The 25,661-nt window shown below is 59.2% G+C and carries 26 protein-coding genes and 1 tRNA gene; 10 read left to right on the top strand and 17 right to left on the bottom strand.

Annotation, left to right across the window (positions count from 1 at the left end):
- Positions 1-13: 13 nt before the first annotated feature.
- Genes ABRP98_RS07450 through clpS form a run of 3 tightly spaced genes read right to left on the bottom strand, consistent with a single transcriptional unit; the run spans position 14 to position 1,768 of the window.
- Positions 14-928, bottom strand: a complete 915-nt coding sequence (locus ABRP98_RS07450; RefSeq protein ID WP_284783342.1) for a P1 family peptidase — start codon at positions 926-928, stop codon at positions 14-16.
- Entirely contained in the window at positions 928-1,464 is a 537-nt protein-coding gene (locus ABRP98_RS07445; protein ID WP_349858400.1) for a DUF2017 domain-containing protein, read from the bottom strand. The genes ABRP98_RS07450 and ABRP98_RS07445 overlap by 1 nt, the downstream gene beginning before the upstream one ends.
- Before the next feature lie 4 nt (positions 1,465-1,468).
- Positions 1,469-1,768: an ATP-dependent Clp protease adapter ClpS gene (gene clpS, locus ABRP98_RS07440; protein ID WP_034654354.1), complete on the bottom strand. Its 300-nt coding sequence runs from the start codon at positions 1,766-1,768 to the stop codon at positions 1,469-1,471.
- Positions 1,769-1,911: 143 nt separating this feature from the next.
- Between clpS and ABRP98_RS07435 the strand changes: the two genes are divergently transcribed.
- Positions 1,912-3,240 carry a nicotinate phosphoribosyltransferase gene (locus ABRP98_RS07435; RefSeq protein ID WP_284783339.1) on the top strand — a complete coding sequence of 443 codons (1,329 nt, stop codon included), beginning with the start codon at positions 1,912-1,914 and terminating at the stop codon, positions 3,238-3,240.
- Positions 3,241-3,258: 18 nt separating this feature from the next.
- A complete protein-coding gene (locus ABRP98_RS07430; protein ID WP_349858397.1) occupies positions 3,259-5,223 on the top strand; it encodes an ATP-dependent DNA helicase in 1,965 nt (654 codons plus the stop codon).
- Here the strand turns inward: ABRP98_RS07430 and ABRP98_RS07425 are convergent.
- From ABRP98_RS07425 to nrdF, 4 genes are all read right to left on the bottom strand, one after another.
- Positions 5,189-5,911: a peptidyl-tRNA hydrolase gene (locus tag ABRP98_RS07425; RefSeq protein ID WP_349858393.1), complete on the bottom strand. Its 723-nt coding sequence runs from the start codon at positions 5,909-5,911 to the stop codon at positions 5,189-5,191. The genes ABRP98_RS07430 and ABRP98_RS07425 overlap by 35 nt on opposite strands.
- Positions 5,904-7,025 carry a phosphoserine phosphatase SerB gene (gene serB, locus ABRP98_RS07420; protein ID WP_349858392.1) on the bottom strand — a complete coding sequence of 374 codons (1,122 nt, stop codon included), beginning with the start codon at positions 7,023-7,025 and terminating at the stop codon, positions 5,904-5,906. Before serB ends, ABRP98_RS07425 begins: the two co-directional genes overlap by 8 nt.
- A gap of 81 nt (positions 7,026-7,106) precedes the next feature.
- A complete protein-coding gene (gene ctaD, locus ABRP98_RS07415; protein WP_349858391.1) occupies positions 7,107-8,801 on the bottom strand; it encodes an aa3-type cytochrome oxidase subunit I in 1,695 nt (564 codons plus the stop codon).
- 329 nt (positions 8,802-9,130) lie between these two features.
- Complete coding sequence (gene nrdF / locus ABRP98_RS07410) at positions 9,131-10,120, bottom strand: class 1b ribonucleoside-diphosphate reductase subunit beta (protein WP_284640202.1); 990 nt, start codon at positions 10,118-10,120, stop codon at positions 9,131-9,133.
- Positions 10,121-10,261: 141 nt separating this feature from the next.
- On the opposite strand from nrdF, the gene ABRP98_RS07405 reads away from it, so the two are divergent.
- On the top strand, positions 10,262-10,948 hold the full coding sequence (locus tag ABRP98_RS07405) for a FadR/GntR family transcriptional regulator (RefSeq protein ID WP_023030296.1): 687 nt from the start codon (positions 10,262-10,264) through the stop codon (positions 10,946-10,948).
- Here the strand turns inward: ABRP98_RS07405 and nrdE are convergent.
- The 5 genes from nrdE to ABRP98_RS07380 all read right to left on the bottom strand — a co-directional run bounded on the left by nrdE (position 10,945) and on the right by ABRP98_RS07380 (position 15,828).
- Positions 10,945-13,107: a class 1b ribonucleoside-diphosphate reductase subunit alpha gene (gene nrdE / locus ABRP98_RS07400; protein ID WP_349858388.1), complete on the bottom strand. Its 2,163-nt coding sequence runs from the start codon at positions 13,105-13,107 to the stop codon at positions 10,945-10,947. The genes ABRP98_RS07405 and nrdE overlap by 4 nt on opposite strands.
- 54 nt (positions 13,108-13,161) lie before the next feature.
- Positions 13,162-13,593: a class Ib ribonucleoside-diphosphate reductase assembly flavoprotein NrdI gene (nrdI, locus tag ABRP98_RS07395; RefSeq protein ID WP_284771044.1), complete on the bottom strand. Its 432-nt coding sequence runs from the start codon at positions 13,591-13,593 to the stop codon at positions 13,162-13,164.
- A gap of 24 nt (positions 13,594-13,617) precedes the next feature.
- Complete coding sequence (nrdH, locus tag ABRP98_RS07390; protein ID WP_005284554.1) at positions 13,618-13,857, bottom strand: glutaredoxin-like protein NrdH; 240 nt, start codon at positions 13,855-13,857, stop codon at positions 13,618-13,620.
- Between the two features lie 371 nt (positions 13,858-14,228).
- Positions 14,229-14,351, bottom strand: a complete 123-nt coding sequence (gene ykgO / locus ABRP98_RS07385; protein ID WP_003847162.1) for a type B 50S ribosomal protein L36 — start codon at positions 14,349-14,351, stop codon at positions 14,229-14,231.
- A 127-nt stretch (positions 14,352-14,478) separates the two neighbouring features.
- Positions 14,479-15,828 carry a sugar porter family MFS transporter gene (locus ABRP98_RS07380; protein WP_349858386.1) on the bottom strand — a complete coding sequence of 450 codons (1,350 nt, stop codon included), beginning with the start codon at positions 15,826-15,828 and terminating at the stop codon, positions 14,479-14,481.
- A gap of 27 nt (positions 15,829-15,855) precedes the next feature.
- Here ABRP98_RS07380 and nadE point away from each other — a divergent pair, with 27 nt between their 5' ends.
- Entirely contained in the window at positions 15,856-16,677 is an 822-nt protein-coding gene (nadE, locus tag ABRP98_RS07375) for an NAD(+) synthase (protein ID WP_349858384.1), read from the top strand.
- Here nadE and ABRP98_RS07370 read toward each other — a convergent pair.
- On the bottom strand, positions 16,674-17,411 hold the full coding sequence (locus ABRP98_RS07370) for a fructosamine kinase family protein (RefSeq protein WP_349858383.1): 738 nt from the start codon (positions 17,409-17,411) through the stop codon (positions 16,674-16,676). The two genes, nadE and ABRP98_RS07370, sit on opposite strands and share 4 nt — an antisense overlap.
- A gap of 170 nt (positions 17,412-17,581) precedes the next feature.
- On the opposite strand from ABRP98_RS07370, the gene ABRP98_RS07365 reads away from it, so the two are divergent.
- Positions 17,582-18,427, top strand: a complete 846-nt coding sequence (locus ABRP98_RS07365) for a GDSL-type esterase/lipase family protein (protein WP_349858381.1) — start codon at positions 17,582-17,584, stop codon at positions 18,425-18,427.
- Between the two features lie 43 nt (positions 18,428-18,470).
- Complete coding sequence (locus tag ABRP98_RS07360; RefSeq protein WP_349858378.1) at positions 18,471-19,268, top strand: GDSL-type esterase/lipase family protein; 798 nt, start codon at positions 18,471-18,473, stop codon at positions 19,266-19,268.
- 62 nt (positions 19,269-19,330) lie between these two features.
- Here ABRP98_RS07360 and ABRP98_RS07355 read toward each other — a convergent pair whose 3' ends face one another.
- From ABRP98_RS07355 to ABRP98_RS07340, 4 genes are all read right to left on the bottom strand, one after another.
- Positions 19,331-20,167: a cutinase family protein gene (locus ABRP98_RS07355; RefSeq protein WP_349858376.1), complete on the bottom strand. Its 837-nt coding sequence runs from the start codon at positions 20,165-20,167 to the stop codon at positions 19,331-19,333.
- Positions 20,168-20,319: 152 nt separating this feature from the next.
- Positions 20,320-20,392 (bottom strand) — tRNA-Ala (locus ABRP98_RS07350).
- Positions 20,393-20,468: 76 nt separating this feature from the next.
- The gene (locus ABRP98_RS07345; protein WP_284771036.1) at positions 20,469-21,185 is read right to left on the bottom strand and encodes a DsbA family protein; all 717 of its coding nucleotides are present in this window, start codon (positions 21,183-21,185) and stop codon (positions 20,469-20,471) included.
- A 53-nt stretch (positions 21,186-21,238) separates the two neighbouring features.
- The gene (locus ABRP98_RS07340) at positions 21,239-21,685 is read right to left on the bottom strand and encodes a MauE/DoxX family redox-associated membrane protein (protein ID WP_284771035.1); all 447 of its coding nucleotides are present in this window, start codon (positions 21,683-21,685) and stop codon (positions 21,239-21,241) included.
- Between the two features lie 85 nt (positions 21,686-21,770).
- Between ABRP98_RS07340 and ABRP98_RS07335 the strand changes: the two genes are divergently transcribed.
- The 4 genes from ABRP98_RS07335 to ABRP98_RS07320 form a co-directional block, all read left to right on the top strand.
- Complete coding sequence (locus tag ABRP98_RS07335) at positions 21,771-22,073, top strand: fluoride efflux transporter family protein (RefSeq protein WP_349858374.1); 303 nt, start codon at positions 21,771-21,773, stop codon at positions 22,071-22,073.
- A complete protein-coding gene (locus ABRP98_RS07330) occupies positions 22,070-22,429 on the top strand; it encodes a fluoride efflux transporter FluC (protein ID WP_349858373.1) in 360 nt (119 codons plus the stop codon). Before ABRP98_RS07335 ends, ABRP98_RS07330 begins: the two co-directional genes overlap by 4 nt.
- Positions 22,430-22,491: 62 nt before the next feature.
- Complete coding sequence (locus tag ABRP98_RS07325) at positions 22,492-23,691, top strand: alpha/beta hydrolase (protein WP_284869306.1); 1,200 nt, start codon at positions 22,492-22,494, stop codon at positions 23,689-23,691.
- Positions 23,678-25,661 (top strand): bifunctional lysylphosphatidylglycerol flippase/synthetase MprF (locus tag ABRP98_RS07320; RefSeq protein ID WP_349858369.1); only part of this gene is annotated, 1,984 nt, incomplete at its 3' end. The genes ABRP98_RS07325 and ABRP98_RS07320, both read left to right, overlap by 14 nt.

The following is a 25,661-nucleotide window of genomic DNA, read 5'->3' as shown; positions in this document are numbered from 1 at the left end:
AATGGGCAATATCTTAGCCGAGCAAGTCGCGATACGCGCGAAGCCCCAGGCCAGGGCGTGCGGCGGTGACCGCGGTGACGATGGCCTCCTCCACCACATCGGCCGCCGCAGCGCACAGCTGGACCATATCCACCTCACCCGGTTCCTGCGCTGTGGACAGGGCGAAAATGGTATCGCCATCCAGCGGTGAATGCGCGGGGCGAACGGCGCGCGCAATGCCATCGTGGGCCGTCATGGCGAGGCGTTGGGCCTGGGCGGTGGTTACGGGGGCATCGGTAAGCACGGCGCCAATCGTCGTATTCAGCTTCGCCGCAGGGTGCGGCAGGTCGCGGTAGGCGTCCGCGTTAACCGGCGTGCGGCCCGGCGCGCCGTAGAGGCGGCCTGTGTGCGGGTCGATGACCTCGCCCACGGGATTGGCCACCATTGCGGCGCTGACCTCGTAGTTTCCCACTTTGCGGGTAGCCAGGCCGAAGCCGCCGCGCAGCTTACCCGCCGTGGCGCCGACGCCCGCGCCGACAGTGCCAACCGTCTCGTCGTGGCCGGCCATGGCCGCCCGCAGCGCCGCCGCGCCGTCTTCCGTTCCGGGGCGAGAGGGGCCCGCCAGCAGATCGAAAATCACCGCCGCAGGCACGATGGGCACGCGCGGGCCGGGCTTATCCTCGCCAAAGACGGGGAAACCGACCCCGTGCGCTTCCAATTCGCGCATGACGCCATCCGCAGCGGCTAGGCCAAAGGCGGACCCTCCCGCGAGCACGATGGCGTGGACGCGTTCCACGGTATTGTGCGGCTGCAACAGATCGGTCTCGCGCGTGCCTGGCCCGCCGCCACGCACATCCACGCTGGCTAGCGCACCCTTCGGCCCGCAGTACAGCACAGTGGCGCCGGTATCTTCGCCGGAAAAATGGCCGATGCTAATTCCGTCAATCATTAATCCATCAACACTTCCAGCAAGGAATCCTGGCAATAGGCCAGCCATTCCACCAAGGTATCGCGGTCCGTCATGAGGTTTTCGTCGGTCGCGTCCCCGGCCGCGACGTATAAGCGCAGGTCATTGAGCCCCGCCACGAAGGCCTGGGCTTCCTGCTCCGTAATGGAGACCTCTACCCCGCCAGTGGGGCCGAGCGCATTGCCGATGACCTGCAGGTTCTGCAGCTTGGCCCGCGCGATGTCATTTTCGTGCAGCGAGCGCAAAAGGGAGGCATCACCGTCGTATTCCTCATCGCCGGGCTTTTGGAAGTCTGGGAATAACCGCGCCAACGAGGGATCCTCTGGGGCTTCGGTATGCCCGGTGGGCATGTCCAGCATTTCCGCCAGCTCGTCCTTGGGCGCAGACTGGGCGCGGCCGATGATCGCTTCAGAGACAGTGGCGGTGAGGTTGCCAATGACCTCGCGCTCCATGGGCTCGAATACCGCCGTGATTTTGGGCCCGCGCATGAGCGATTTCTTCTTTTTCCACGGTTTCATCTATCTACCCTGCCTGTTGCATCGTCGCCCACAGACCCGCGATCTGGAGCTTTTTTACGTCCGCCTCGACCTTGTCCTTCTCGCCGCTGGACACGGCGGCTTTGCCTTCTGTGTGGACCTGCATCATCAGTTCGTTGGCCCGCTTTTTGTCGTAGCCCAAAACGGTTTGGAATACGTAGGACACGTAGCTCATCAGGTTGACGGGATCGTCCCAAACGATGCACATCCACGGCAGGTTCTCGCTCGCGGCCACATCAACTTCGATTCCTTCATCCAAGTCGGGCGTGGCCATGGGAGAGCTCATACGGACTTCGGGGTGTTGCGGCTTCATGCCTTATAGCCTAATCATTTTTCGCTGGCATTTTGGGCATAGGGTCGCCCCGCAGCTCACCAAGGTGGTGGCTAGGCATGCTGAAAGCTTCTTAAGCTGTGAGTAGTATCAGGCTCATGAATGACATAGCACGCCCTATCGATCGCTCCACCGCCTTGCTCACGGATAAATACGAGCTCACCATGCTGCAAGCCGCGCTTCGCGATGGCACAGCCCACCGCAACGTGACCTGCGAGGTCTTTTCCCGCCGCCTGCCCAATGAGCGTCGCTACGGCGTCGTCGCCGGTACAGACCGCGTGCTGCGCGCCGTGGAAGATTTCCGCTTCTCCCCTGAGCAGCTAGAACAGATGGATTTCCTGGATGAAGATACCCGTCAGTACCTGCGCGACTGGCGCTTTTCCGGGCAGATCGATGGCTACCGCGAGGGCGAGCTGTACTTTCCCAACTCACCCATTTTGACGGTGCGCGGCACCTTTGGTGAGTGCGTGGTGCTAGAAACCATCGTGCTGTCCATCTTGAATGCCGATTCCGCCGTCGCCTCTGCCGCATCCCGCATGGTCACTGCCGCCGACGGCCGTCCCATTTTAGAGATGGGTAGCCGCCGCACCCACGAGTACGCCGCTGTGACCGCCGCTCGCGCCGCCTACCTCGCCGGTTTTACCGCCACCTCCAATTTGGAGGCAGGCTTCCGCTACGGCATCCCGGTATCTGGCACCGCCGCCCACGCCTGGACCTTGGCGCACACGAACCCGGATGGCACGAGCAATGAGGAGGCGGCCTTCCGCGCGCAAATCGATACCCTGGGCATCGATACCACCCTGCTGGTGGATACGTATGACATCACCAAGGGCGTCGAAACCGCGGTCAAGGTCGGCGGACCAGAGCTTGGCGGGGTGCGCATCGATTCCGGTGACCTAGGCGCGGTGACCCGCCGCGTGCGCAAGCAGCTCGATGAGCTGGGCAATCACAATACCAATATCGTGGTTTCCTCCGATTTGGATGAGTTCGCCATCGCGGGCCTGCGCGGTGATCCCGTTGATGTCTACGGCGTAGGTACCTCCGTGGTCACCGGCTCAGGTGCCCCAACCGCGGGCATGGTCTACAAGGTCGTTGAGGTTGACGGCGTGCCGGTGGCCAAGCGCTCGTCGTCCAAGCAATCGGTGGGCGGGGCAAAGCGCGCGCTGCGCACCTACCGGTCTTCCGGCGTGGCGGTCGAGGAAGTCGTCTACCCCTTTGCCGCAGACGCGCCGGATACAGGCCAGCTCACCACCCGCGAATTGACCATTCCCTTGATGCGCGATGGGCACATCGTGGAGGACCTGCCGGATTTGGAGGCCTCTCGCACCTACTTGGACGAGGCCCGCAAGACCCTGCCGTGGGAGGGACTGGCGCTTTCGCGCGATGACGCCGCCGTGCCCACGCGAATGGTGGGCTTTAAGGACTAGGTCGCTAGACTGTGTGGGGTGAGTGACCCCGCAGATGAGCCCCTAAACCACGACACGGAAACGCTGCTAGGCGCGGCGGTGGATGCGCTCGGCGGCTCCCGCCGCGAGGGCCAGGTTCGCATGGCCAACGCAGTATCTAAGGCCTTAGAAAAGGAGCGCCACCTCGCCGTCCAGGCGGGCACAGGTACGGGTAAATCCTTGGCCTACCTGGTTCCGGCCATCCGGCATGCGATGAACTCGGGTTCCACCGTCGTCGTCTCCACGGCCACGCTGGCGCTGCAGCGCCAGTTGGTGGAGCGCGACCTCCCGCGGCTAACGGAGGCGCTAGCCGATGTCATGGAGCGCACCCCCACCTTCGCCATCATGAAGGGCCGCAATAATTACGTATGCCTGAATAAGATTGCGGCTACCCCGGATGACCCGGAGGCTCTTATCGATGAATCCGATATCTCCTACCGCGGCAAGGCCGTGCGCCGCATCCACGACTGGGCTCAGGAGACAGAGACCGGCGACAGGGACGATTTAGAGCCCGGCGTGCCGGATCTGGTGTGGCGGGCGGTATCGGTGACCTCGAATGAGTGCTTGGGGGCCGGGCGCTGCCCGCACGGTGCGGATTGCTTCGCCGAAGAGGCCCGCCGGGCGGCTGCCGATGTCGATATCATCGTCACCAACCACGCCATGCTCGCCATCGATGCCATCTCTGAGGCCAATATCCTGCCCGAACACGACGTGGCGATCATCGATGAGGCACACGAGCTCGATGGGCGCATTACCTCCGTTTCCACCGCGGAGATTACCTCCCGCGCCATTAAAATGGCGGCGAACCGCGCAAAGTCACTGGGCAATCCCGGAAACCTAGCGGAGTTGGCCGATGAATTCGATGATCTGCTGCGCGTCCAGGAGCCCGGCCGGTGGACGGATTTGGATGAGACCTCCCAGGCGCACTTGCGCGCGCTTGCCGATGAGTTCTTGCGCGTTAAATCCCTCATCTCCCGCGCCCCAGAAGGCGAGGCCAACGATGACCCCGAAAAGAACGCCGAGCGCCAAAATTTAAGTAATCACCTCACGGACTTGGCCGAGGCGATCCGGCGAATCCTGGAAGTCTTCGCCACCGACGACCCCGCCGCGCAAGACGATGTGGTGTGGCTGGAAGGCACCGATACCCTCGCCGTCGCGCCGCTGTCTATCGCGCACATGCTGCGCGAGAACCTATTTGGGGAACAAACGGTGGTGCTTACCTCGGCCACGCTGGCGCTGGGCGGGCGTTTCGACGCCATGGCGGCACAATGGGGCCTGCCGTCCGGTACGTATGACACGCTCGATGCAGGAACGCCCTTTGACCCGGCGAAATCCGGCATCTTGTATACCGCGAAACACCTCCCCGCGCCGGGGCGGGATGGGCTGTCCTCCGAAACCTTGGAAGAAATATATGAGCTCATCATGGCCGCCGGCGGGCGCACGCTGGGGTTATTCTCCTCGCGCCGGGCGGCGGAAGAGGCCGCGGAGGCCCTGGCGCCGCGTTTGCCGTTTGACCTGTATGTGCAGGGCGAAGATGCCATCGGCACGCTGGTAGATAAGTTCTCCACGAAAGAGAACTCCTGTCTCTTTGGCACCTTGACGCTTTGGCAAGGCGTGGATGTGCCGGGGCCATCGTGCTCGCTAGTCCTCATTGACCGCATCCCCTTTCCGCGGCCCGATAACCCACTGCTGCAGGCCCGCTCCCAGGCAGCCGACGCCGCCGGTCGCTCCGGGTTCATGGAGGTCTCCGCCAATCACGCGGCGCTTCTCATGGCGCAGGGATCCGGGCGGCTATTGCGCCACGTGACGGACCGTGGGGTCGTCGCCGTGCTGGATAACCGGCTGGAATACAAGCGCTACGGCGCATTCCTCAAGGCATCCATGCCGCGGTTCTGGCAAACCACGAACCCGGAAACGGTACGCGGTGCCCTTAAGCGATTGGTCGCCGCAGCGCACACGCGGTAGCCGAATCCGGGGCGATCTCAGTAAACCCGGCATCGATGATGACTACCGCGTCCTCCTGCGCGCAGGCGGTGCGAAATGTCTCTGCGTCCGCCTCGCGGACAGAGAGCGGAAAACCTTCTGCCGCCCAAGCCGCAGCCTCCTCTTGGCTCATGGCGGCGGCGAGCATCATCGAGCCGTGGCCCACTTGGGCGGCGGCCTTGCCCGCTGTCATGGCGAGGCTGCGGTCGACGTAGATAATGGGGGCATCGGCAAGCGGAGGCCCTGACTCGTCCATCGCGAGGTCGGTGTGGCCGATCTGCAGCTTGCTAATGAGCGGGTCCACCTCCCCCACCGCTGAAGGTGCAAAGGCACGCGCGCGGTCATCCACGGTGACACCAGGCAGCAGCTGCACATCGCGCCACGCCTTATTGCGCGCCCGGCGGGCAATCTTGCGGATGCGGTGGCCGTACCACTGCGCGAGCGCCGCGGCGAAGGCACCGTCCTCGCCGGCGCGGTCATCTAGACAGGCGGCCACCACGGCGCGGGCGGCCGCGGTAAGCACCTCGCTGCGCGCCGGGGGATCCTGCTTGGGGAGGTGGAGGGCTATCTGCATCGCCTGCACGGTCGACGGATCCGCGGGGTCCTCGTGGGAATCCCGAGCGGTACAGGCGGCAACGAGGCGTTGGTGCGCTATCTCGAACTTAGACATTGGCAATTCCCAACATCGGTAGGACGGCGTCGAGGCGGCGCGGTGTGATGCAGGCATCGGCGGCCTCGCGCAGCGCCGGCTTCGCATCAAAAGCGACGCCCAGCCCGGCGGCGGTGACCATGGCGATGTCATTGGCGCCATCGCCCACCGCGACTGTGGACTCCATCCCGATTCCGGAATCCGCGGCGAATTCGCGAAGAAAGTCTTCCTTGGCCTGGCGGTCGACCACCTTCCCAATAACTTTGCCGGTCAGCTTGCCATCGCGGATTTCCAGAGTATTGGCCCGCACGTAGTCGAGCTGGAGGTCTGTGGCTAGGCCCTCGAGAACTTGAATAAAGCCACCCGAAACCACGGCGGTGCGGTGGCCCAGACGGTGGAGGGTTCCGATCGCTTCCTTAGCGCCGGGTGTCAGCTCGATATCGCGGGCGACCTCTTCGATGATGGAGGCATCTAGGCCCTCCAGCACCGCGACGCGCTCGCGCAGGGACTCCTCGAAGTCCAATTCGCCACGCATGGCGCGCTCGGTCACCGCGGCCACCTCTGCTTCCTTTCCTGCGTGGGCGGCGAGCATCTCGATGACCTCCCCTTCAATCAGGGTCGAATCGCAGTCGAAGCACACCAAGCGCTTGCCGCGATTGCCTAGGTCCTCAAGGGAGATATCTATATCGCGGTCAGCGGCGACCTCCTGCAGCACCCGCCGCGCCGCCTCAGCATCATCTAGTGCCACGGTAAGTTCCACGGCGCAAAGGGAATCCAGCGCTATCCGGCGCATGCGGACCGTCTCCCCTTTCACGGCGCTCTGCACCGCGCTAATATCCCCCGCGGTTATCTCCTCACCAATGATGGCAACAGCATAGCTTTGTGCAATAGACACCTCATGCTCGAACGGCGCCATGGCCTCGCGCAAGCGATCCCCTAGGGCTGCGGTATCGGTGCCGGAAAGATCGCACTGCGCGGTGAGGGCGAGGTGATTGGAGGGGGTGGCGAGGTGGACATCGGCAAGCGGGGCGGGAAAATCAGCCAACGCGGTAAAGAAGGCGGCGGCCGCTCCGGGAGCGTCTGGCCCGAGACTAGTAATGGTCGTGGTATCAGCTGGAGTATTCACAACGACCATTATCCCACACACGCCAAAGCCGCCCTCCCTACCTCTGAAAGGCTGGGGAAGGCGGCTGTAGTCAGGAGTTAAAGTGCGGGCTTAGTGCTTGCCCACGTGAGCTTCCTCGCGCATGCGCTCAACCATGTGCGGGTAGTGCAGCTCGAATGCCGGACGCTCGGAGCGGATGCGTGGCAGGGAGACGAAGTTGTGGCCTGGTGGCGGGCAGGAGGTTGCCCACTCCAGGGAGTTGCCGTAGCCCCATGGGTCATCCACGGTAACGACCTCACCGTAACGCCAGGACTTGAATACGTTCCAAACCAGCGGGATGACAGAAGCGCCGAGAACGAAGGAGAAGATGGTGGAAATCTGGTTGAAGACCGTGAAGCCATCGGACTCCAGGTAGTCGGCGTAGCGACGCGGCATACCCATGTTGCCGACCCAGTGCTGAATCAGGAAGGTGCCGTGGAAGCCGATGAAAGTCAGCCAGAAGTGAATCTTGCCCAAGCGCTCATCCAGCATGCGGCCGGTCATCTTCGGGAACCAGAAGTACAGGCCACCGAATGCGGAGAACACAACCGTACCGAACAGGGTGTAGTGGAAGTGCGCAATCAGGAAGTAGGACTCAGCCAAGTGGAAGTCCAATGCCGGAGCGGCAAGCATAACACCGGTCATACCACCGAAAAGGAAGGTAGCCATGAAGCCCATGGCCCAAATCATCGGGGTATCCCAAGTGATGTGGCCCTTCCACATGGTGCCGACCCAGTTGAAGAACTTCACACCGGTAGGCACCGCAATCAGGAACGTCATGAACGAGAAGAACGGCAGCAGGATGGCGCCGGTGACGAACAGGTGGTGTGCCCACACGGCCATGGACAGCGAGCCGATGGCCAGAATGGCGAAGACCAAGCCGATGTAGCCGAAGACCGGCTTGCGGGAGAAGACCGGGACGATCTCGGAGACAACGCCGAAGAACGGCAGCGCGAGGACGTAGACCTCAGGGTGGCCGAAGAACCAGAACAGGTGCTGCCACAGGATGGCACCGCCGTTAGCTGAATCGTAGATGTGGCCGCCCAGCTTGCGGTCATACAGCACGCCCAAGGCGGCTGCGGTCAGCAGCGGGAAGATCATCAGCACGATGGCGGAGGCGGTGAAAATACCCCAGCAGAAGACCGGCATGCGGAACATGGTCATGCCCGGTGCGCGCAGGGTCAAGATGGTGGTGATCATGTTGATGGCGGAGGCAATGGTACCGACACCGGTAGCGCCCACACCGACGATCCACATATCGGCGCCGATGCCGGGGGTGTGTACGCCATCGGCAAGCGGCACGTACATGGTCCAGCCGAAGTCAGCCGCACCACCAGGGGTGATAAAGCCCAGCAGCATGACGACACCGCCGAGCAGGGTAACCCAGAAACCAAAGGCGTTCAGACGCGGGAAGGCCACGTCCGGCGCGCCGATCTGGAGAGGCAGGATGTAGTTACCAAAGCCCCAGACAACTGGCGTAGCAAACAGCAGCAGCATCACAGTGCCGTGCATGGTGAACAGCTGGTTGAACTGCTCATTGGACAGGAACTGCAGACCCGGGGTGAAAAGCTCCGCACGGATCAGCAATGCCATAAAGCCACCGAGGAAGAAGAAGCTGAAGGCCATGATCAAGTACATGATGCCCAGCTGCTTGTGGTCGGTGGTGGTTAAAAATACCCAAGCCTTTGAACCGGTCTTTTCCCTACCGGTTGGCTCTGGACGTGTGGGAGCGACGTAATCGTCGACCCGTGGCGCCACAGCGGTCATAGAATCCTCCTGAATAACAAAGTGTCAGCGGACTGGGTCCACCTACACCTAGGTTTACTCCGATTATATTAGGACATTTTCCCCTGTTCTTGCCAGCTTCCCTTAAAGGTCTTCCAGCTTGGGGGTATTCCCTCAATAACCACAACCGTCACATAGCCCCTGCACGTGGGGCGGGCATCATTTAAGGTTTACATTCTTTGGGTCAGGTTGTGGTGTCGCATGTCACAGTGCGCGCCAGATACGCAGGTCAAAAACCGAAAAACGCACCCCCGCACGTTATCAACCTTTCGATTGAGCCCGTAGCGAGGGTGCGCGGGAACTAGGAACGGTTAGAAGTCCCAGTCATCGTCCGTGGTGTCCTCGGCCTTGCCGATGACATAGGACGAACCCGAGCCGGAGAAGAAGTCGTGGTTCTCATCGGCGTTGGGCGAAAGAGAAGACAAGATGGCCGGCGAGACGCGGGTCTCATCAGCTGGGAAGAGGCCTTCAAAGCCCAAGTTATTCAGGGCCTTATTGGCGTTGTAGCGCAGGAAGCGCTTGACGTCTTCGGTCCAGCCCAGCTCGTCGTAGAGATCCTCGGTGTAGTCGATCTCGTTGTCATAGAGCTCAAAGGCCAGGTCGAAGGTGTAGTCCTTCAATTCTTCCTGGCGCTTTTCATCCAGCTTCTTGTATTCCTGCTGGAATTTATAGCCAATGTAGTAGCCGTGCACGGCCTCATCGCGGATGATCAAGCGGATGATATCGGCGGTATTGGTCAGCTTTGCGCGCGAGGAGAAGTACATCGGCAGATAGAAGCCAGAGTAGAACAAAAAGGACTCCAGCAGCGTGGAGGCTACCTTCTTCTTCAGCGGATCATCGCCGTTGTAGTAGGCCAAGATAATCTTGGCCTTCTTCTGCAGGTTCTCGTTTTCCTCAGACCAGCGGAAGGCATCATTGATCATCGGCGTGGAGGCCAAGGTCATAAAGATATTGGAATAGGACTTGGCGTGCACCGATTCCATGAAGGCGATATTGGTATATACCGCCTCCTCGTGCAGGGTCTGCGAATCCGGCAGCAGGGAGATCGCGCCCACCGTGCCCTGGATGGTATCCAGCAGCGTCAGGCCGGTAAAGACCCGCATGGTGGTTTCTTTTTCTTTTTCCGTCAGCGTCTTCCAGCTAGGGAGATCATTAGAGACTGGGACCTTTTCCGGGAGCCAGAAATTACCGGTCAACCGCTCCCATACCTCTAAGTCCTTGTCATCTGGGATATTATTCCAGTTGATGGCCTTCACTGGCTGGTCGTGACTAGAAAGGTAGTCATCGTACTCATGCGACACGCGACGTCACTCCAATACTCGAAACTGATTGATTTTTGATGTCTAGTTTACCCAATTCGGCGCGCACGAAGCCCGCCGCATAGGGCATGATTTTCGCCACCGCTTATACTGAATCAACGCTGTATAACCATGGAGGAAGAAATGACAGGCACCACTCCCCTCTTGGGACCCGTGGTGGATCAACTGGGCGCGGATATCGTCAGCGGCGACATGGCGGAAGGCACGCGGTTTCGCCTTGGGGACATCGAGAAGCGCTTTGGCATCTCCCGCACCGTGGCGCGCGAGGCCATGCGCACCCTCGAGCATCTAGGGATGGTTTCCTCTGGGCGCCGGGTGGGCCTCAAGGTGCTGCCGCGCGGTAGCTGGGCGGTCTATGATCCCGCCGTTATTTCGTGGCGGCTGGGCCACGATAGAACGCGCGTGGAACAGGTCGCGCGCCTCAACGAGCTGCGCCTTGGCATCGAACCGGTGGCGGCGCAGCTTGCCGCGCGCAATGCCAGCCCACAGCAGCGCCGCGAATTGCTGCGGCTAGCAGGAAGGCTCAGCGAGCTCGAGACCACCCCTTCCCCACGGGTGGGCGAAGAACTCGAAACCGACCTGCAATTCCATACCCTCATCCTGGAGGCCTCCGGCAACGAGATGATTGCCGCGCTGGCGCCAGCCTTGCTGGCCATCTTGAAGGGCAAGTCCGTCTTTGGTTCCCGCAAGCGGGATCCGATTCGCGGCACGACGCAGCTACATATGGATTTAGCGCGGGAGATTGATGCCGGCGAGGCCGAAGCCGCCGAGCGCACCTCCCGCGCTATCCTGGACCGCGCCCGCGCTTAGAGCATGCAGGAAACGCAGCCCTCGATCTCGGTGCCTTCCAGGGCCATCTGGCGCACGCGGATGTAGTACAAGGTCTTAATGCCCTTGCGCCAAGCGTAAATCTGCGCCTTATTCACATCGCGGGTGGTGGCGGTGTCCTTGAAGAACAGCGTCAGCGATAGCCCCTGGTCCACGTACTTGGTGGCCTCAGCGTAGGTATCAACGATCTTCTCGTAGCCAATCTCGTAGGAGTCCTTGAAGTACTCCAAGTTGTCGTTATCCATATGCGCTGCCGGGTAGTACACGCGGCCGATCTTGCCCTCCTTGCGGATTTCAATCTTGGAGGCGATCGGGTGGATGGACGAGGTGGAATTGTTGATATAGGAAATCGAGCCCGTCGGCGGCACCGCCTGCAGGTTGCGGTTGTAGAGGCCGTGCTTGGCGACGTCCTCCTTCAGCTCCGCCCAGTCCTCTGCGGTGGGGGTGTAGATCGAGGAGGCATCGAAAAGAGCCTTGACCTTCTCCGTGCGCGGCTGGAACTCCGCCGGATCGTAGGAGTCAAAGAACTCGCCGCTGGCGTAGTCGGATTCGGGGAACTCGGTGAAGATCGTGCCGCGCTCGCGGGCGATCTTATTGGAGGCGCGCAGGGCGGCGTACATGATGGCCGCGAAGTAGGCGTTGGTGAAGTCCAAGCCCTCCTCGGAGCCGTACTCGATGTGCTCGCGACCCAAGTAACCGTGCAGGTTCATCTGGCCCAAGCCGATGGCGTGCGAGTCATCGTTGCCCTTGCGCACGGACGGAACGGAATCGATGGAGGTCTTATCCGCCACCGAGGTCAGCCCGCGAATCGCGGTCTCCACCGTTTGGGAGAAGTCCGGCGAGTCCATGGTCATGGCGATATTCAGCGAACCCAGGTTGCAGGAAATATCGTTGCCCACCTGGTCATAAGAAAGATCCGCATTGAGCTCGGAAGCGGAGTTGACCTGCAAGATCTCCGAGCACAGGTTGGACATATTAATCCGGGAGGTCTTGACCGGGTTGGCGCGGTTTACCGTATCTTCATACATGATGTACGGGTAGCCGGACTCGAACTGCAACTCCGCCACGGTTTGGAAGAAGTGGCGCGCGTTGATCTTCTTCTTCCGGATGCGCGGGTCCTCGACCATTTCTTCGTAATGCTCGGTAACGGAGATATCGCCGAAGGCCTTGCCGTAGACGCGCTCGACGTCGTACGGCGAGAACAGGTACATATCGTCGTTGTTCTTGGCCAGCTCGAAAGTGATATCAGGGATCACAACGCCCAAGGACAGCGTCTTAATGCGGATCTTTTCATCCGCGTTCTCGCGCTTGGTGTCAAGGAAGTTCATGATGTCCGGGTGGTGGGCGTTGAGGTACACCGCCCCCGCACCCTGGCGTGCACCCAGCTGATTGGCGTAGGAGAACGCATCCTCCAGCATCTTCATTACCGGAATAACGCCGGAAGACTGGTTCTCAATGTGCTTAATCGGCGCGCCGGATTCGCGAATATTGGATAGCAACAGGGCCACGCCGCCGCCGCGCTTGGAAAGCTGCAGCGCGGAGTTGATCGAACGGCCAATGGATTCCATGTTGTCTTCGATGCGGAGTAGGAAGCAGGAAACCAATTCGCCGCGCTGCTGTTTGCCGGCATTCAGGAAGGTCGGGGTGGCCGGCTGGAAGCGGCCGGTCATGATCTCATCGACGAGGCGCTCTGCCAGCTCACCATCGCCATCACCAAGGAAAAGCGCCGTCATGGAGACGCGGTCCTCAAAGCGCTCCAGGTACCGGCGGCCGTCGAAGGTCTTCAGCGTATAGCTGGTGTAGTACTTATAGGCGCCAAGGAAGGACTTGAAGCGGAACTTATAAGAGTAGGCGCGCTTGAATAGGGACTTGATGAACTCGAAGTCATAAGCCTCAATGACCGCTGGGTCATAGTACTTATTGCGCACCAGGTAATCGATCTTCTCTTCCAAGTCGTGGAAGTAGACCGTGTTCTGATTAACGTGCTGCAAGAAGAACTGATTGGCGGCCTCGCGGTCCTTATCAAATTGAATCTTGCCGTCTCCGTCGTAGAGATTCAGCATTGCGTTGAGCGCGTGGTAATCCAGCTGCTCTTCCTGCGATACTGGCTCTGCTACGGTCTTTCCCAATTGCGTACTCACAGCTGACGCGACCTTTCTTAAAATCAGGATTCTATTAGGTGTGTCGCACCGCGGCTAGGCTGCCCCATCCAGTCCCAACTGGGAAGCATTAGCCAGCAGGCCTTCGCGACAAATTTTTATATCTTCATCGTTTCCGAGCAATTCGAAACGATATACATAGGGCACCTTACATTTGGCGCTGATGACGTCACCAGCCTTGCCAAAATCGGCGCCGAAGTTGCTATTTCCTCCGGCGATAACCGCCCGAATAAAACTGCGGTTGTGCTCATTATTAAGGAATCTAATTACCTGCACCGGTACGGGCCGGGAGTTTTGGTGGCTAATGGAAGCTCCTCCGCCGTAGGTGGGACACACCAAGACGAAAGGCTCGTTGACCACTAGCGGCTCATCGGTGCGGCGCAGGGGGATTCGCGCGCTAGGGAAACCTAGCTTCTGCACGAACCGGTGCGTATTTTCCGTAGTAGAGGAAAAATACACGACCAACATGACGGCACCTCCCTCCTCGGCTATTTACGCAGAGGCGGCTAGTGCTGCAAGGTTCTTGATGCGGTCAGGGCGGAAGCCGGACCAGTGCTCGCCGTTTGCTTCCACAACAGGTGCCTGGACGTAGCCCAAAGCCATAATGTAGTCACGGGCCTCATCGTCCACGGTGACATCTACCACGTTGTAATCCAGGCCCGCGCGGTCAAGGGCCTTCTTGGTGGCGTTGCACTGAACGCAAGCAGGCTTGGTGTAGACGGTGATAGACATAATAACTCCCTAAAATCCTTTTCCGAGATAGCTTTTGCTCTTAAAAAGCGGAGGTTCTAGCCCCTTTTCAGGCCACTTCCTACACCGCTCTGAGCGACACCAACGACACTATACTTTGGGGGAATTGACCGCAACCGACACAATATATAGTAGTTACACCCATGATATTCCCAGGAGGACCTGGGGTCAGACCCCACATGTTGACCACCGCGGCACCCGACCGCGAAACTACACACCTGCTATTCCTGCGGGTTTACCTTCTGTTCACCTAAACATGTGGCAAAGTTCACATTCTGGCGTCGAACCGTAGAAAACGAAAAAATCCGCCCCGTTCCGAATGCTCGGAGGAGGCGGACTTCCTTAAGTTTCAATTAGCCCTGACGAGCCTTGAAACGGGGATCCTTCTTGTTGATCACGAAGACCTTACCGTGGCGGCGAATAACCTGGGCGCCCGGCTTCTTCTTCAGCGACCGAAGGGACTTACGGACCTTCATCGGGCGCTCCTTTCGTTATGCGCAATCTACATGCGGTTGAATAAATAAAGCACGGACTGGGAATCCCCAGCCATGACACGAGGAATAATTTTACCTCACCCGGCCATCAAGACCAAAACACTAGGGCTTAACGGGGTGCGGATTCCCGCGAGTAACGGGATTTCATCTCCTCGCCTACCTCATCCAGGCTACGTCCCATGGTCTCTGGTACCAAAATGCGGGTGTAGCCGATGGCGATAAGCCCCAGCACGCCGAATACCCCAAAGGCCACTGGGCCGGTGAGCCACTCCACCAGCGGCAGGAAGTACTGAGCCACGGCCCAGTTGGTCGCCCACAGCGAGAGCCCGGCGATGCCCATGCCCAGGCCACGCACCTGCAGGGGCACGAGTTCCGAGATGAGCAACCAGGTCGTCGGCGAGACTGCCGCTTGTTGGAAGGCAATGAACGAGGCCATAAAGACCAGCGAGACCATAGCCATCGTGGTGGAATCGGCGGCGTGCGAGTACGCAACGGACAAGATGAATAGCGAAATCACGTTGCCGGTCAGGCCGATAAGCAGCAGGCGCTTGCGACCAATGCGGTCGACCACCTTGAGGCCCACCCAGCAAGCGATGACGGAGACCACACCAATGACAATCGAGGTATAGACCGAGTTGGTGGTGGAAATTCCTACCTGGCTCATCATGGTGGGCGCGAAGTAGACGATGGCATTAACGCCGGTAATCTGCTGGGTCAGGCCCATCAGCATGGCGAGCAATACCGTCACCTGCATCCAGCGATTGGCCTTCAGCGCCTTCCACTCGGAGCCGCTGGAACGACGCGCCGTCTCCTGGGAGGTAAGCTCCGCCAGATCCATCCCGGCGCGGCTTGCGACCTCGCGGGCCCGCGACATCTTATTGTGCGTGGCCAACCAGACTGGGGTTTCTGGCAAGAAGATCATCCCCACAGCCAGGGCCGCACCCGGTACGGCCGCAAGTCCCAGCATCCATTCCCAGCTTTCAGTGGGCGCGAGGGCCGAGTTCACCAGGTAGGCCAGCAACTGGCCTACCACGATCAACAGGGTATTCAGGGAGACCATGCGTCCGCGGATCTTGGCTGGCACCATCTCCGAGATATACATGGGCGAAACAATGGATACCGCACCGACGGCAAAGCCCAGGAAGGTACGGGCCGTGGCTAGCATGGTGACCGAGCCCGCCAGTGCACACCAGATGGAACCCAAAACAAAGATGATGCCGCCGGCAATCAGCGTAAAGCGGCGGCCAAACCGGTCCGCAATGCGGCCTGCGGTCAAAGCACCTACCGCGGCACCTACCAGCAGCATGGAGGTCACCCACCCCTCTTGGTGGGCTGTCATATTAAATTCCGGGGTGATATACAGCAAAGCACCGGACATCACGCCGGTGTCGTATCCAAATAATAAACCGCCAAGGGCGGCAATTGCTGCAACTACCTTGACATAACTTTCTTTATTCACAGCACGCAATTGTGTCAGGAGACTACGATGAACGTCATGTCACCCGATGCCGAAAACTTGCAACAATCCATCATAAAACAGCTGGACGTACGCCCCTTTATCGATCCAGAAGAGGAAGTTGCCCGCCGCGTAGATTTCCTCGTGGAATACTTGGAACTGACCCGTGCCAAAGGCTACGTGCTAGGCATTTCCGGCGGCCAGGATTCCACCTTGGCGGGAAAGCTCGCCCAGATGGCAGTAGAGCGGGTCGAAGGCGCCGAATTTTGGGCCGTACGCCTGCCCCACGGCACGCAGGCCGATGAGGACGATGCCCAGATCGCCCTTGAATTCATCCACCCCGATCACCGGCTCACCGTTGATATTCAGCCGGCCACCGCGGCGCTGAGCCAAGAAGTGGCGCGCGCGGTGAACCAAGATTCCTTGAATGATTTCAATCGCGGCAATGCCAAGGCGCGACTGCGCATGACCGCGCAATACGCCATCGCCGGCGAGGTGGGCGCCCTGGTTGTAGGTACGGATCACGCAGCCGAAAACGTCACCGCTTTCTATACCAAGTGGGGCGATGGCGCAGCGGATCTCCTCCCTTTGGCCGGGCTAAATAAGCGCCAAGGCGCGGAATTGCTCAAGCACTTAGGTGCGCCAGAGTCCACGTGGTCCAAGGTCCCTACCGCGGATTTGGAAGACGATAAACCGCAGCTTCCCGATGAAGAGGCGCTCGGCGTCACCTACGCCCACATCGATGACTACTTAGAGGGCAAGGCGGTTCCCGATGCCGCCCGCGAACGCATCGAGACCCTGTGGCACCGAGGTGACCACAAGCGCCAGATGCCACAGGGGCCAACCAGCTAAGCCAGCGCCTCTAGCGTGGCGAGCGCCGCGCGCTCTAGCGGCCGGTTATACGCCGAGCCGTGGGTCAGCGCGTGCACGGCCAGCGGGTGCAGTTGGTGCATGGGAATCCAGGTCTCAATATCCTGCGGCGCCCCATAGCCGCGGAAGATTTCCTCTATATAGGGCGCGCCGAATAGCGCCAACATGCCCAAATCAGTGTGCGGGTGCCCGCCGTGGGCGGCGGGATCGATCATGATGCCACCCTGGGCATCGAAAAGCAGGTTGCCCGCCCACAGATCACCGTGGATGCGTGCGGGGGCCACATCCCAGCTGCGGGCGACAATCGCATCGCAAGCCCGCTTAACCAAGTCCCTTTGCGCGGTACTTATTCCGGCCAGCTCCGCAAAAGGCAGCACGCGCTGCTGGGCATAGAATTCACCCCAGTTATCGGTGGGCGTGCACTCCTGCTCGATGGTGCCGATGAAGTTTTTTCCTTCCCATCCCTCCGGCGCACTGCCAAAGGCCGGCGCCCCAGCGCGGTGCACGCGCGCGAGCTCTGCACCAAATTTTCGCGCGGCCTCTGGAGTGGGCGCTACCTCGTTGATGCGTTCTGTAACGATTTCCTTGTCGTCGGCGCTAATTACTGTGGCTACCGCATCCGTGGCTTCACCCAACCACCGGAGGCCGGCAGCCTCAGCACCAGCTTGGTCTTTATCGCTTACTTGCTTCGCAAAGGTATGCATATTGACCAGCATAACTGGTTCGGTAGTACACCAAGTTGGGCCGGAAAACTTAGAATTACATGTCCCGCACTTTAATTGACAACGTTTTTCATTTAGTTTATTGGCCCACTGCGAATTAAGATGCTGTACATGAATAATTTACCGAATGGTAAATTCTCTCTCTCGAATTGAAAAGGATAACTATGGCCGGAATTAACGGCATTAAGAAAAAGATCGCCGGTGGTCTCCTCGCACTTGGCGCCGCCTTGACGATGGCCCAGTCTGCCAACGCAGCAGAGCCCCACGGCAAGGAAATGGTCACTTTCGGCGACTCTTTTTCCGCTAACGGCGGCGCCCCTGGGGACCGCGCAGCAGTCAGCCCCTTCTCTATCCCTGGTCTTCCAGTTCACACGTGTGGCAATGACAACCACAACTGGCCACACCAAACCGCCCGGAATCTCGGCCACAGCCTTGCGGACTACACATGCAACGGAACCAGTTATTGGGTAGCTGCCCACGTCGAACACGCGATCCGTTCCGGAAATATCGGCCCCGATACAAAAGAAGTCGCCTTCATGTATGGCGGCTTGCAGCCTGGGACCTATATCGATGCACTGGCTAACACCGCCGCCCCAAATATCCCTAAGGGCTCAACCTACCGCGGATTACTGACCGCACAATTCGATAAAATTCGGTCCGTCGCCCCGAATGCCCGCATCACGATGGTCAACTACATCCCGATGACGGTTAATGACACCCTCTGTGTGGTCAATGACGGCCGGATGCAGCTGCCACTGTCCATCCCTGGTGCTACTGGCGCCGAAGAAGAGTTCAACCGCGAAATCGGACGTGCCGCAGACTCCCTTGGCGTAAACTTCATCGATCTACACAACCAAGCAAAAACGCACGATCCTTGCCAGCCGGATACCAACCACCGGTGGTCTGTCATTGCTAAGACCCCCACGGCTCCTTCCGTGATGCCTATGCACCCGACTGATGTAGGACACACAGGAATGGCAGGTATTATTACGAATGGTCTAAGGAACTAGGCCCTATCCTCCCCTATTCCCGGAAAATAAACACGGAGTAAAAGTGAAGCGTATTAATAAACTCGCCGCAGCTGCTACTTTCATCACAGCGCTTGTGGGCACGAGTACCGTTGCCACAGCTGCAGTCCCAGGAAACACTGTTCTCGTTGGTGACAGTATTGTAGCCAACCCAACCTTCACCGACCATGCACTAAACAAGGCACATAAGAAGGCCAATACCGGAGTAGGTTGCGTTACCGATAACGCGATTGCCACTGAGATGAGCAATGTTTCCGGTGCGCACATTGACCAGTACCAATGCGCAGGTGCCTCTTTAGCCACTGGCGGTATTCACGTCGATAACTCTCTCCGAAAGGCAGCAGAAGACGGCAACCTCAACCACGAGACCAAAAATGTCGTCATCGTTGCCGGCGCAAATGACACTTACCCCTACAAATCGGATATCGAGGCTTCCGACCGTGCGATTCGCGGTGGTCTCCGCAGTGCACTCGATATAGCCCACCAGCATGCGCCAAATGCCAAGGTGACTGTCGTAGGTTACCCGCACATTACCCGGGACAACACCACTTGCCTGACCTCTTCGATCATTCCCCTGCCTATCGCAGCCGTCTCTGATACAGAGCAGCGCCTGCAAAACACCCTGCGCGAAGTGTCCGAGCAAAACGGCGCAACATTCTTAGATGCACAGCCCATGTCTGAAGGACATGACATGTGCTCCCCAGACCGCTGGTGGGTTAACCTCGTTGACCCAGTACCACCAGCTCCCGGCAACCTACCACTGCACCTTAGTGCCCACGGCACCGCAGCTTATGGCCAGTTCATCGGCCACGCTCTGCAGTAAGTAGGAAGAAAATATCCCGCATAGTTTTGAACTATGCGGGATATTTTTATGAGTTTTTCTGGTTAGTGGTTATTGATCCAATCGATGCCTGCCTGAAATTCAGCACCACCGTACTGCAGGTGCGCAAGTTGTCCGCGCAACAGGTTTATATTATCCATTGGGCCATGCTGCGCAGCCTCACCTACGATCTGCTGCAGAGGAAGCTTGCCGTGTACCGCGTCCACTTCCATGGACGGGGATACCAATCCCAGATATTCCTGTGGGTAGTTACAAATAATATCCTGCGGGTTGCAAACCTCAAGCACGTCAGCCCCCAGTTCGCCGTACCCACCGTCGAGGTGGCCTAGCGCGCCGGTCGCATTGGACATGTCATCGTGATACTGCGCAGCACCATTACCGCCTTGATACGGGTTGGCATAGAGGGCTGCAGATGCAAACCTATCTTTATCAAGTGGTCCGCGCCCGTGCGCTGCATCGTTGATGATGCGTGCGGAAATATCTGCTCCCTCGGAGTAGCCGACCAAGGAAATCTTACTATTCGGGCAATCATTCTGGATTTGCTGGATCTTAGCTGCCGTGCGGTTATATCCTTCGTTAGAAGAGTCAGAATATTTCGACACAGCAAATGGGAAGGCCTGGTAGCCCACAAAGGTGGCGTTCGTATCCGGCTGGAGTCCGAGCTTTACGCCCATCTGTCCGGTAATCAGACCGTGCGGAACATCCGAAGGTGCTGACGGAATAGTATTCGCTCCGCCAGGAACAAAAACGACCTGCTGATTAGCACACGTCGGAGCAGACATTGGGTTCCCAGGAATCGCCGCAGTGGCGGCGGGAGCAGAAAGTGCAAGTGCGGCTGCAGAGATTGCGCCAGCAGCCGCAGCTTTCACAGTAAGATTCATATGATTTCCCATTTTCAAAAAGGTTCCAACGGTTTACATTACATGATTCTTTGTTAACAGGCGACACCACCAACACACGGTGAACCAGACGTGTTTTCGCATAAAAAATCCCGAGTCACCGTTCTTCAACGATGCCTCGGGACACTATATTGTGGAGCTAACGGGATTCGAACCCGTGACCCCCACACTGCCAGTGTGGTGCGCTACCAGCTGCGCCATAGCCCCATATACGAGGTGCAACCCTGCGGGCCGCAACTCGTATGAATATACACGGCGAGTATTTAACTCACCAAATCGCCTGCTACTTGGTGGCGACGTCTACCCAGTCATTCAAAGACTGACCAGAATCTTTATCCGGAATATCCTTGCCGTTTTGGACAACGCGCGGCGAGGAAACGGAGTCGGTTTCCTTTTTCAGCTTGTCTGAGTTTGCCTTGCCAACCTTATTACCTTGCTCGATATCCACGTTCTTGATGGAATCAACCACGGCATCCTCGGCGCCGAGCTCCTTCGCTTGGTCAGCGATGTCCTCGATGTCCCACTTGGTGGCAACGCTCTGCTGGTTCTGCATCATGTAGTCGCGCAAATTCCAGTAGGTCTTCACATCGCCGGACTTAGCTAGTTCCGACAAGGCTGCCGCAGCCTTAGTGGAGTAGCCATCATTGTTTTCATCACGCACCTTGTCCAAGAAATTCAGTGTGCGCACGTGGACGACCAGCTTGCCATCCTCAATCGCCTGCTTCATCTCCTCATCGGTGCTTTCCGCCAACTCCGCGCAGTGGGGGCAGGAGAAGTCTTCGTAGAGGTCTACTTCTGGAGTATCGTCATTGGCCGCATCGGACTTCAGGGTAATCGCGTTGTCCTTATAGTCCATGGACATATTGACCTCGATTTCATTGGCTTGCTTGCCATTCCACACGATGTAGCCAATGACCACGGCGATAATAACGAGGAGGACGCCGACGCCCCAGATGAAACCATTGCCAGACTTGGCATTTGGGTCACTTACTTTGCTCATTTAAACCTTGCCTGTTGATACTTTCGGACTCTTTCAACCTACTGTGCCCACCACTACGGGTGGAGCGCAAATTTCGTGAACGGGCGTTTGATGGTCCATGCGGTAAGGGCGAGGAAGGCGGCATCGCGAAGCAGCGTCAGCCCGTAGTTCATGCCGGGCTCCGCAGCAGCATCACCAGCACCAAAGCACCCGCAATCGATGTCCAGCCCACGCAGCCATGCCTGGAGAATGCCGACCATGAAAAGCACCATGACCACGGCCGCAACTTTGGAGGACTCGCGGAGGAAAATCCCCAGCAGAAGGAGCATTCCGCCCACCAGCTCTAGCGGGCCAATGAGCTGGACCAAATACCCAGACCATTCGGGCGTGAAAATCTCATAGGCCTCGATAGATTGCATGGTGTCCAGCGGGTGGGCCATCTTCTCTACGCCGGCGATGATCCACACCGCGGCCATGCCAAAGCGAGCAATAAAGCTCACCACATCAAACGTCTTGTTCACGCCGATTAGTTTAGCGTTTAACCTCCCTTTTTCAGATACAATGCCCTGTGCTTTTCCTGAGACTTCGCCCACTATGATGGGCCCCATGCCTCACTTCCTCATCGCCGGGTCCGGTGCCGCGCTCGGCGCCGGTGCCCGCTATCTCTTAACTATCGCGCTCGGCGGCGGGCTGATCCCGCTGCTTATCCTCAACATCGTCGGCAGCGCGCTGATGGGATATACCCGCCCCGGGCCGTTCTGGGGAACCGGATTCTTGGGTGGTTTTACCAGCTTCGCCAGCTTTGCTTTCTTTACCGCAGACTCCCACTGGAGCATCGCCCTAGCCTATGTCGCGGCCACGCTCGTGGGCTGCACCGCCGCTTACCTTGCTGGGGATAAGCTGCGATGAACCTGCTCCTCGTTCTTATCGGCGGTTTTTTCGGCGGCGCGGCGCGCTACGGTTTTACCCGCCTGCTGCCCTCGCCGTATTGCACCTTCGTATCCAATATCCTGGGCTCCTTGGTTTTTGGCTTGGCGGTGGGCTTTTCGCAGCTTGCCGATGCCCCCTTCACCCATCCCCTCTTCGCCCTCGGCCTCGCCGGTGGACTTTCCACCTGGTCCACCATGGCGAAAGAGCTAGGGGAAATGGTCAAACAGCGGCAATGGTGGCCCCTATGCAAATACCTCTTTTGGACCATCGGGATCGGAGTGGTTTTAGCCTGGCGCGGGGTGATGTGGGCTGGACTTATCTATCACGGGATCTAGGTACGCAATTCCCAGCTCGCTCCTAGCTAGATTGGACCAGCGCAGGCCTACGATTTCTCTGTGTGAACTTCTTTATGAACCTGCCATTGGCCGAGCCCGTCAACGGCGTCATATTCCTCCTCATCCTCGCGGTAGCGGCGATCGTTGTTATCACCCAAAAGAAAATCTGGCCGATACTTTTCGCCCTCGTCCTCTGCGCCATTGGGTGGTTCTTCCTCCGGCACTGGGAAGTACCCTGGCACATCTATCTAGCCGCGGTAGTTCCCTTGGCCGCACTCCTGCGCAGGCCCAAGGTGATCACGGTCGTGGTAGGAATCTTTTCCCTCTTGGCCACCGTCGGGCTAGTCAATATGGAATATCAAACCTATCCAGACGTCGGCTCCCTCGACCCGCGCCCTGTGGCGAAGGAAATGGACTATGACGAGTTCACCACCACCCATTCCGGCGCCGCCCTCGTCCACGTCGATCTGCCCAGCGCAACGTCCCACTTCTCCGCGCGCACCGCCACCGCGTATATCCCGCCCGCATACTGGACGGATCACAACCTCCCGGTTCTGGTCCTTCTCCACGGCAACCCCGGCGGCCCGGATCAATGGTTTGGTTCGGGCGAAGCGGACGAAACCGCCGATCAATTCCAAGCGGCCAATGGCGGGCGCAGCCCCATCGTCATCGCCGTCGATGCCACCGGTTCCGAGACCGCGAACCCCATCTGCGCCGATAGCGATGTCGCCCAAGTCATGACCTACCTCACCCGCGATGTTCCCAAAGATATAAAGTCAAAGTTCCAAGTCAACAACGATCAGCACACCTGGACCGTTGGCGGGCTAAGTTACGGCGGCACCTGCGCGCTGCAAATAGCTACCACCCATCCGAATGCCTACGGCTCCGTTATTGATATCTCCGGCGAGGCCGAGCCGACCATTGGCAGCCATTCCGCCACCGTTAATAAGTTTTTCCACGGCGATGAATCCGCCTATAACAACCAAGACCCCGCCTACCTCTTGGAGCGCAACCGCTACGACAACCTTCAGGCCATCTTCATCGCCGGTGATGACGATGCCGCATCCGTCAACGCCCTGCGCTCGCTATCAGATAAAGCTCGGGCAGCCGGAATGAAAACCTATTACGGCACGCGGCCGGGTGGGCACTCCTTCCAGGTGTGGCGCCCCGCGCTACGCGAATCCTTTGCTTGGGCCGCTGCCCGCGGCGGCATCAAGGTAGAAACAGATCCGTTCGATGGGATTAACAATGTCCATTCTTAAAAAGCTTCCCGTTTCCATCGCTCTGCTGGCCATCATGTGGTCGCTACACCTCGTCGATTTTCCCCTCAAACCGTGGCTTGCGCTCACCACCGCTCACCCGGGTGCTTCCATCATCATTACCGTGCTCATCGCCACCTGGCTCGCCCCGGCCGAGTGGCTCCTCGGTTCCACCTATACCCTCACCACCGGGCTGGCGGCGACGGCGATTGGGGTGCCGATAACGCTGGGCATCGCCAAGCACTGGCCCAATAGCACCGACTTCCTCAGTCCGATTGGATTCATCGTAGGCGCGGCCGGGTTCGCCTCCGCGTTCATGCCCCGCCTGTGGCGCCGCCGCCTCCGAATTTCCATTCTTTCCCTGACCGCCACGTACGTGCTGTACGCGGGCGCGCTTTCCGATGTCCTCGGTATCACTACCGCCGCCCTATCCATCGCCGCCGGCCAGCTGCTCGCCAAACCCGCACCCGGTACGCCGACCGTCCGCGAACAACGCGTGCTCATCGCCGTCTGCGTCGCCTGCGTTGCGATAGGCCCCGCCTTCATCGCCCTGGATCCGTTGGCGCAAGGCCCATTTTCCGATGTCACGCGCCTGCTTTGGCAAGATAGCCGCGGAATCGGGCCCGTGATAGCCAACCTGTTGCCGCTCATCCTGCAACTCGTCTTTTGCTTCGGCCTCGTGCGCGGGCGCATCACCGCCTGGAGGCTCGCGGTCTTATCGCAGGTAGCGGCCCTTGCCCTGCTTGCCTATAGGCTTTCTTTCCTCCCCGAGCTCATCCCTGTCACGCTGCCTTGGCTTAGCGTGCTCGCAATCCTGCTCATTAACCGGCGGCTGTTTCCCACCCACGAAAACCGCGCCTATCTCCTGCGCACCGCTCTGTTAAGCGCTGGCATCGCCGCATGCGGTTCGGTGCTCTGGATTCTCATCGCGCAGCTGCACGCCCCGCTGCCGAACGTGCTCGCTGAAACCCCGTTGCGCTTCCTGCCCACCGTGGTGGCCCTGATACTTCCCCACCACGTAATCCCCACGTCGTCCCTCGCCTGGTTCCTCTACGAGTGGATAGGAAACGCCTTTTGGATCTTCGTGGCCTTCCGCCTCTATCTCGGTTTCTCCCGGCCCACCGATCCAACGAATGAGGCGGATCTCCGCACCGCGCGCCGCCTGCTTGAATCCGGCACCGGCGACCACCTTTCCTTTATGACGCTGTGGAAATCCAATCGCTACTTTTTCCACGGCGATTCCTTTGTGGCTTACCGCGTCTCCAATGGCGTCGCCCTCACCCTAGGCACGCCCGTGGGCCGCGATATCAGCGCCGAATTCGCAGCCTTCGCCGCCCACCAAGGCTGGGCCGTGGCCTGGTATTCCGTCAACGCGGACTTCGCCGCCGCCCACCCGGAGCTCAAGCGCGTCCACGTTGCCGAAGAGGCCGTCTTGCCCTGCCGCACAGAGTTCAAGGGAAAGAAATTCCAGAACGTGCGCACCGCCCGCAATAAAGCAACCAAGGAAGGAATTCGCACCCGCTGGACCAGTTGGGCTGAACTCGACCTGACCACCATCGCCAAGATCACCGCGCTCAGCGAGGAATGGGTAGCAGAAAAGGCGCTGCCCGAAATGGGATTTACTCTCGGCGGGCTAGAAGAGATGAAGGTCCCCGGCACTCGCCTGCTGCTTGCCGAAGCCCAGGACGGCACCCTCCACGGCGTCACCAGCTGGATGCCTGTCTTCGAAAACGGCTCCATCGCGGGCTATACCCTCGACGTCATGCGCCGCAACGAGCACGGTTTCAAGGGAGTTATGGAACTGCTCATCTCAGAAGCCTTGCTCATCGCACACTCCGAGGGCTCTACCTGGATCTCCTTATCCGGCGCCCCTCTGGCCGGGCAAGCACCGTCGCCCGGGCCTGACCCCCGGAAAGTGGACACGTCGGGGGTTAGCTATGCTGCTTTGGTCAGTGTAGCTGATGTGAGTGCTT

The sequence above is a fragment of the Corynebacterium sp. KPL2838 genome (assembly GCF_040225455.1).
Classification (GTDB): Bacteria; Actinomycetota; Actinomycetes; order Mycobacteriales; family Mycobacteriaceae; genus Corynebacterium; species Corynebacterium rhinophilum.
This window is presented reverse-complemented; position numbering and strand designations above follow the sequence as displayed.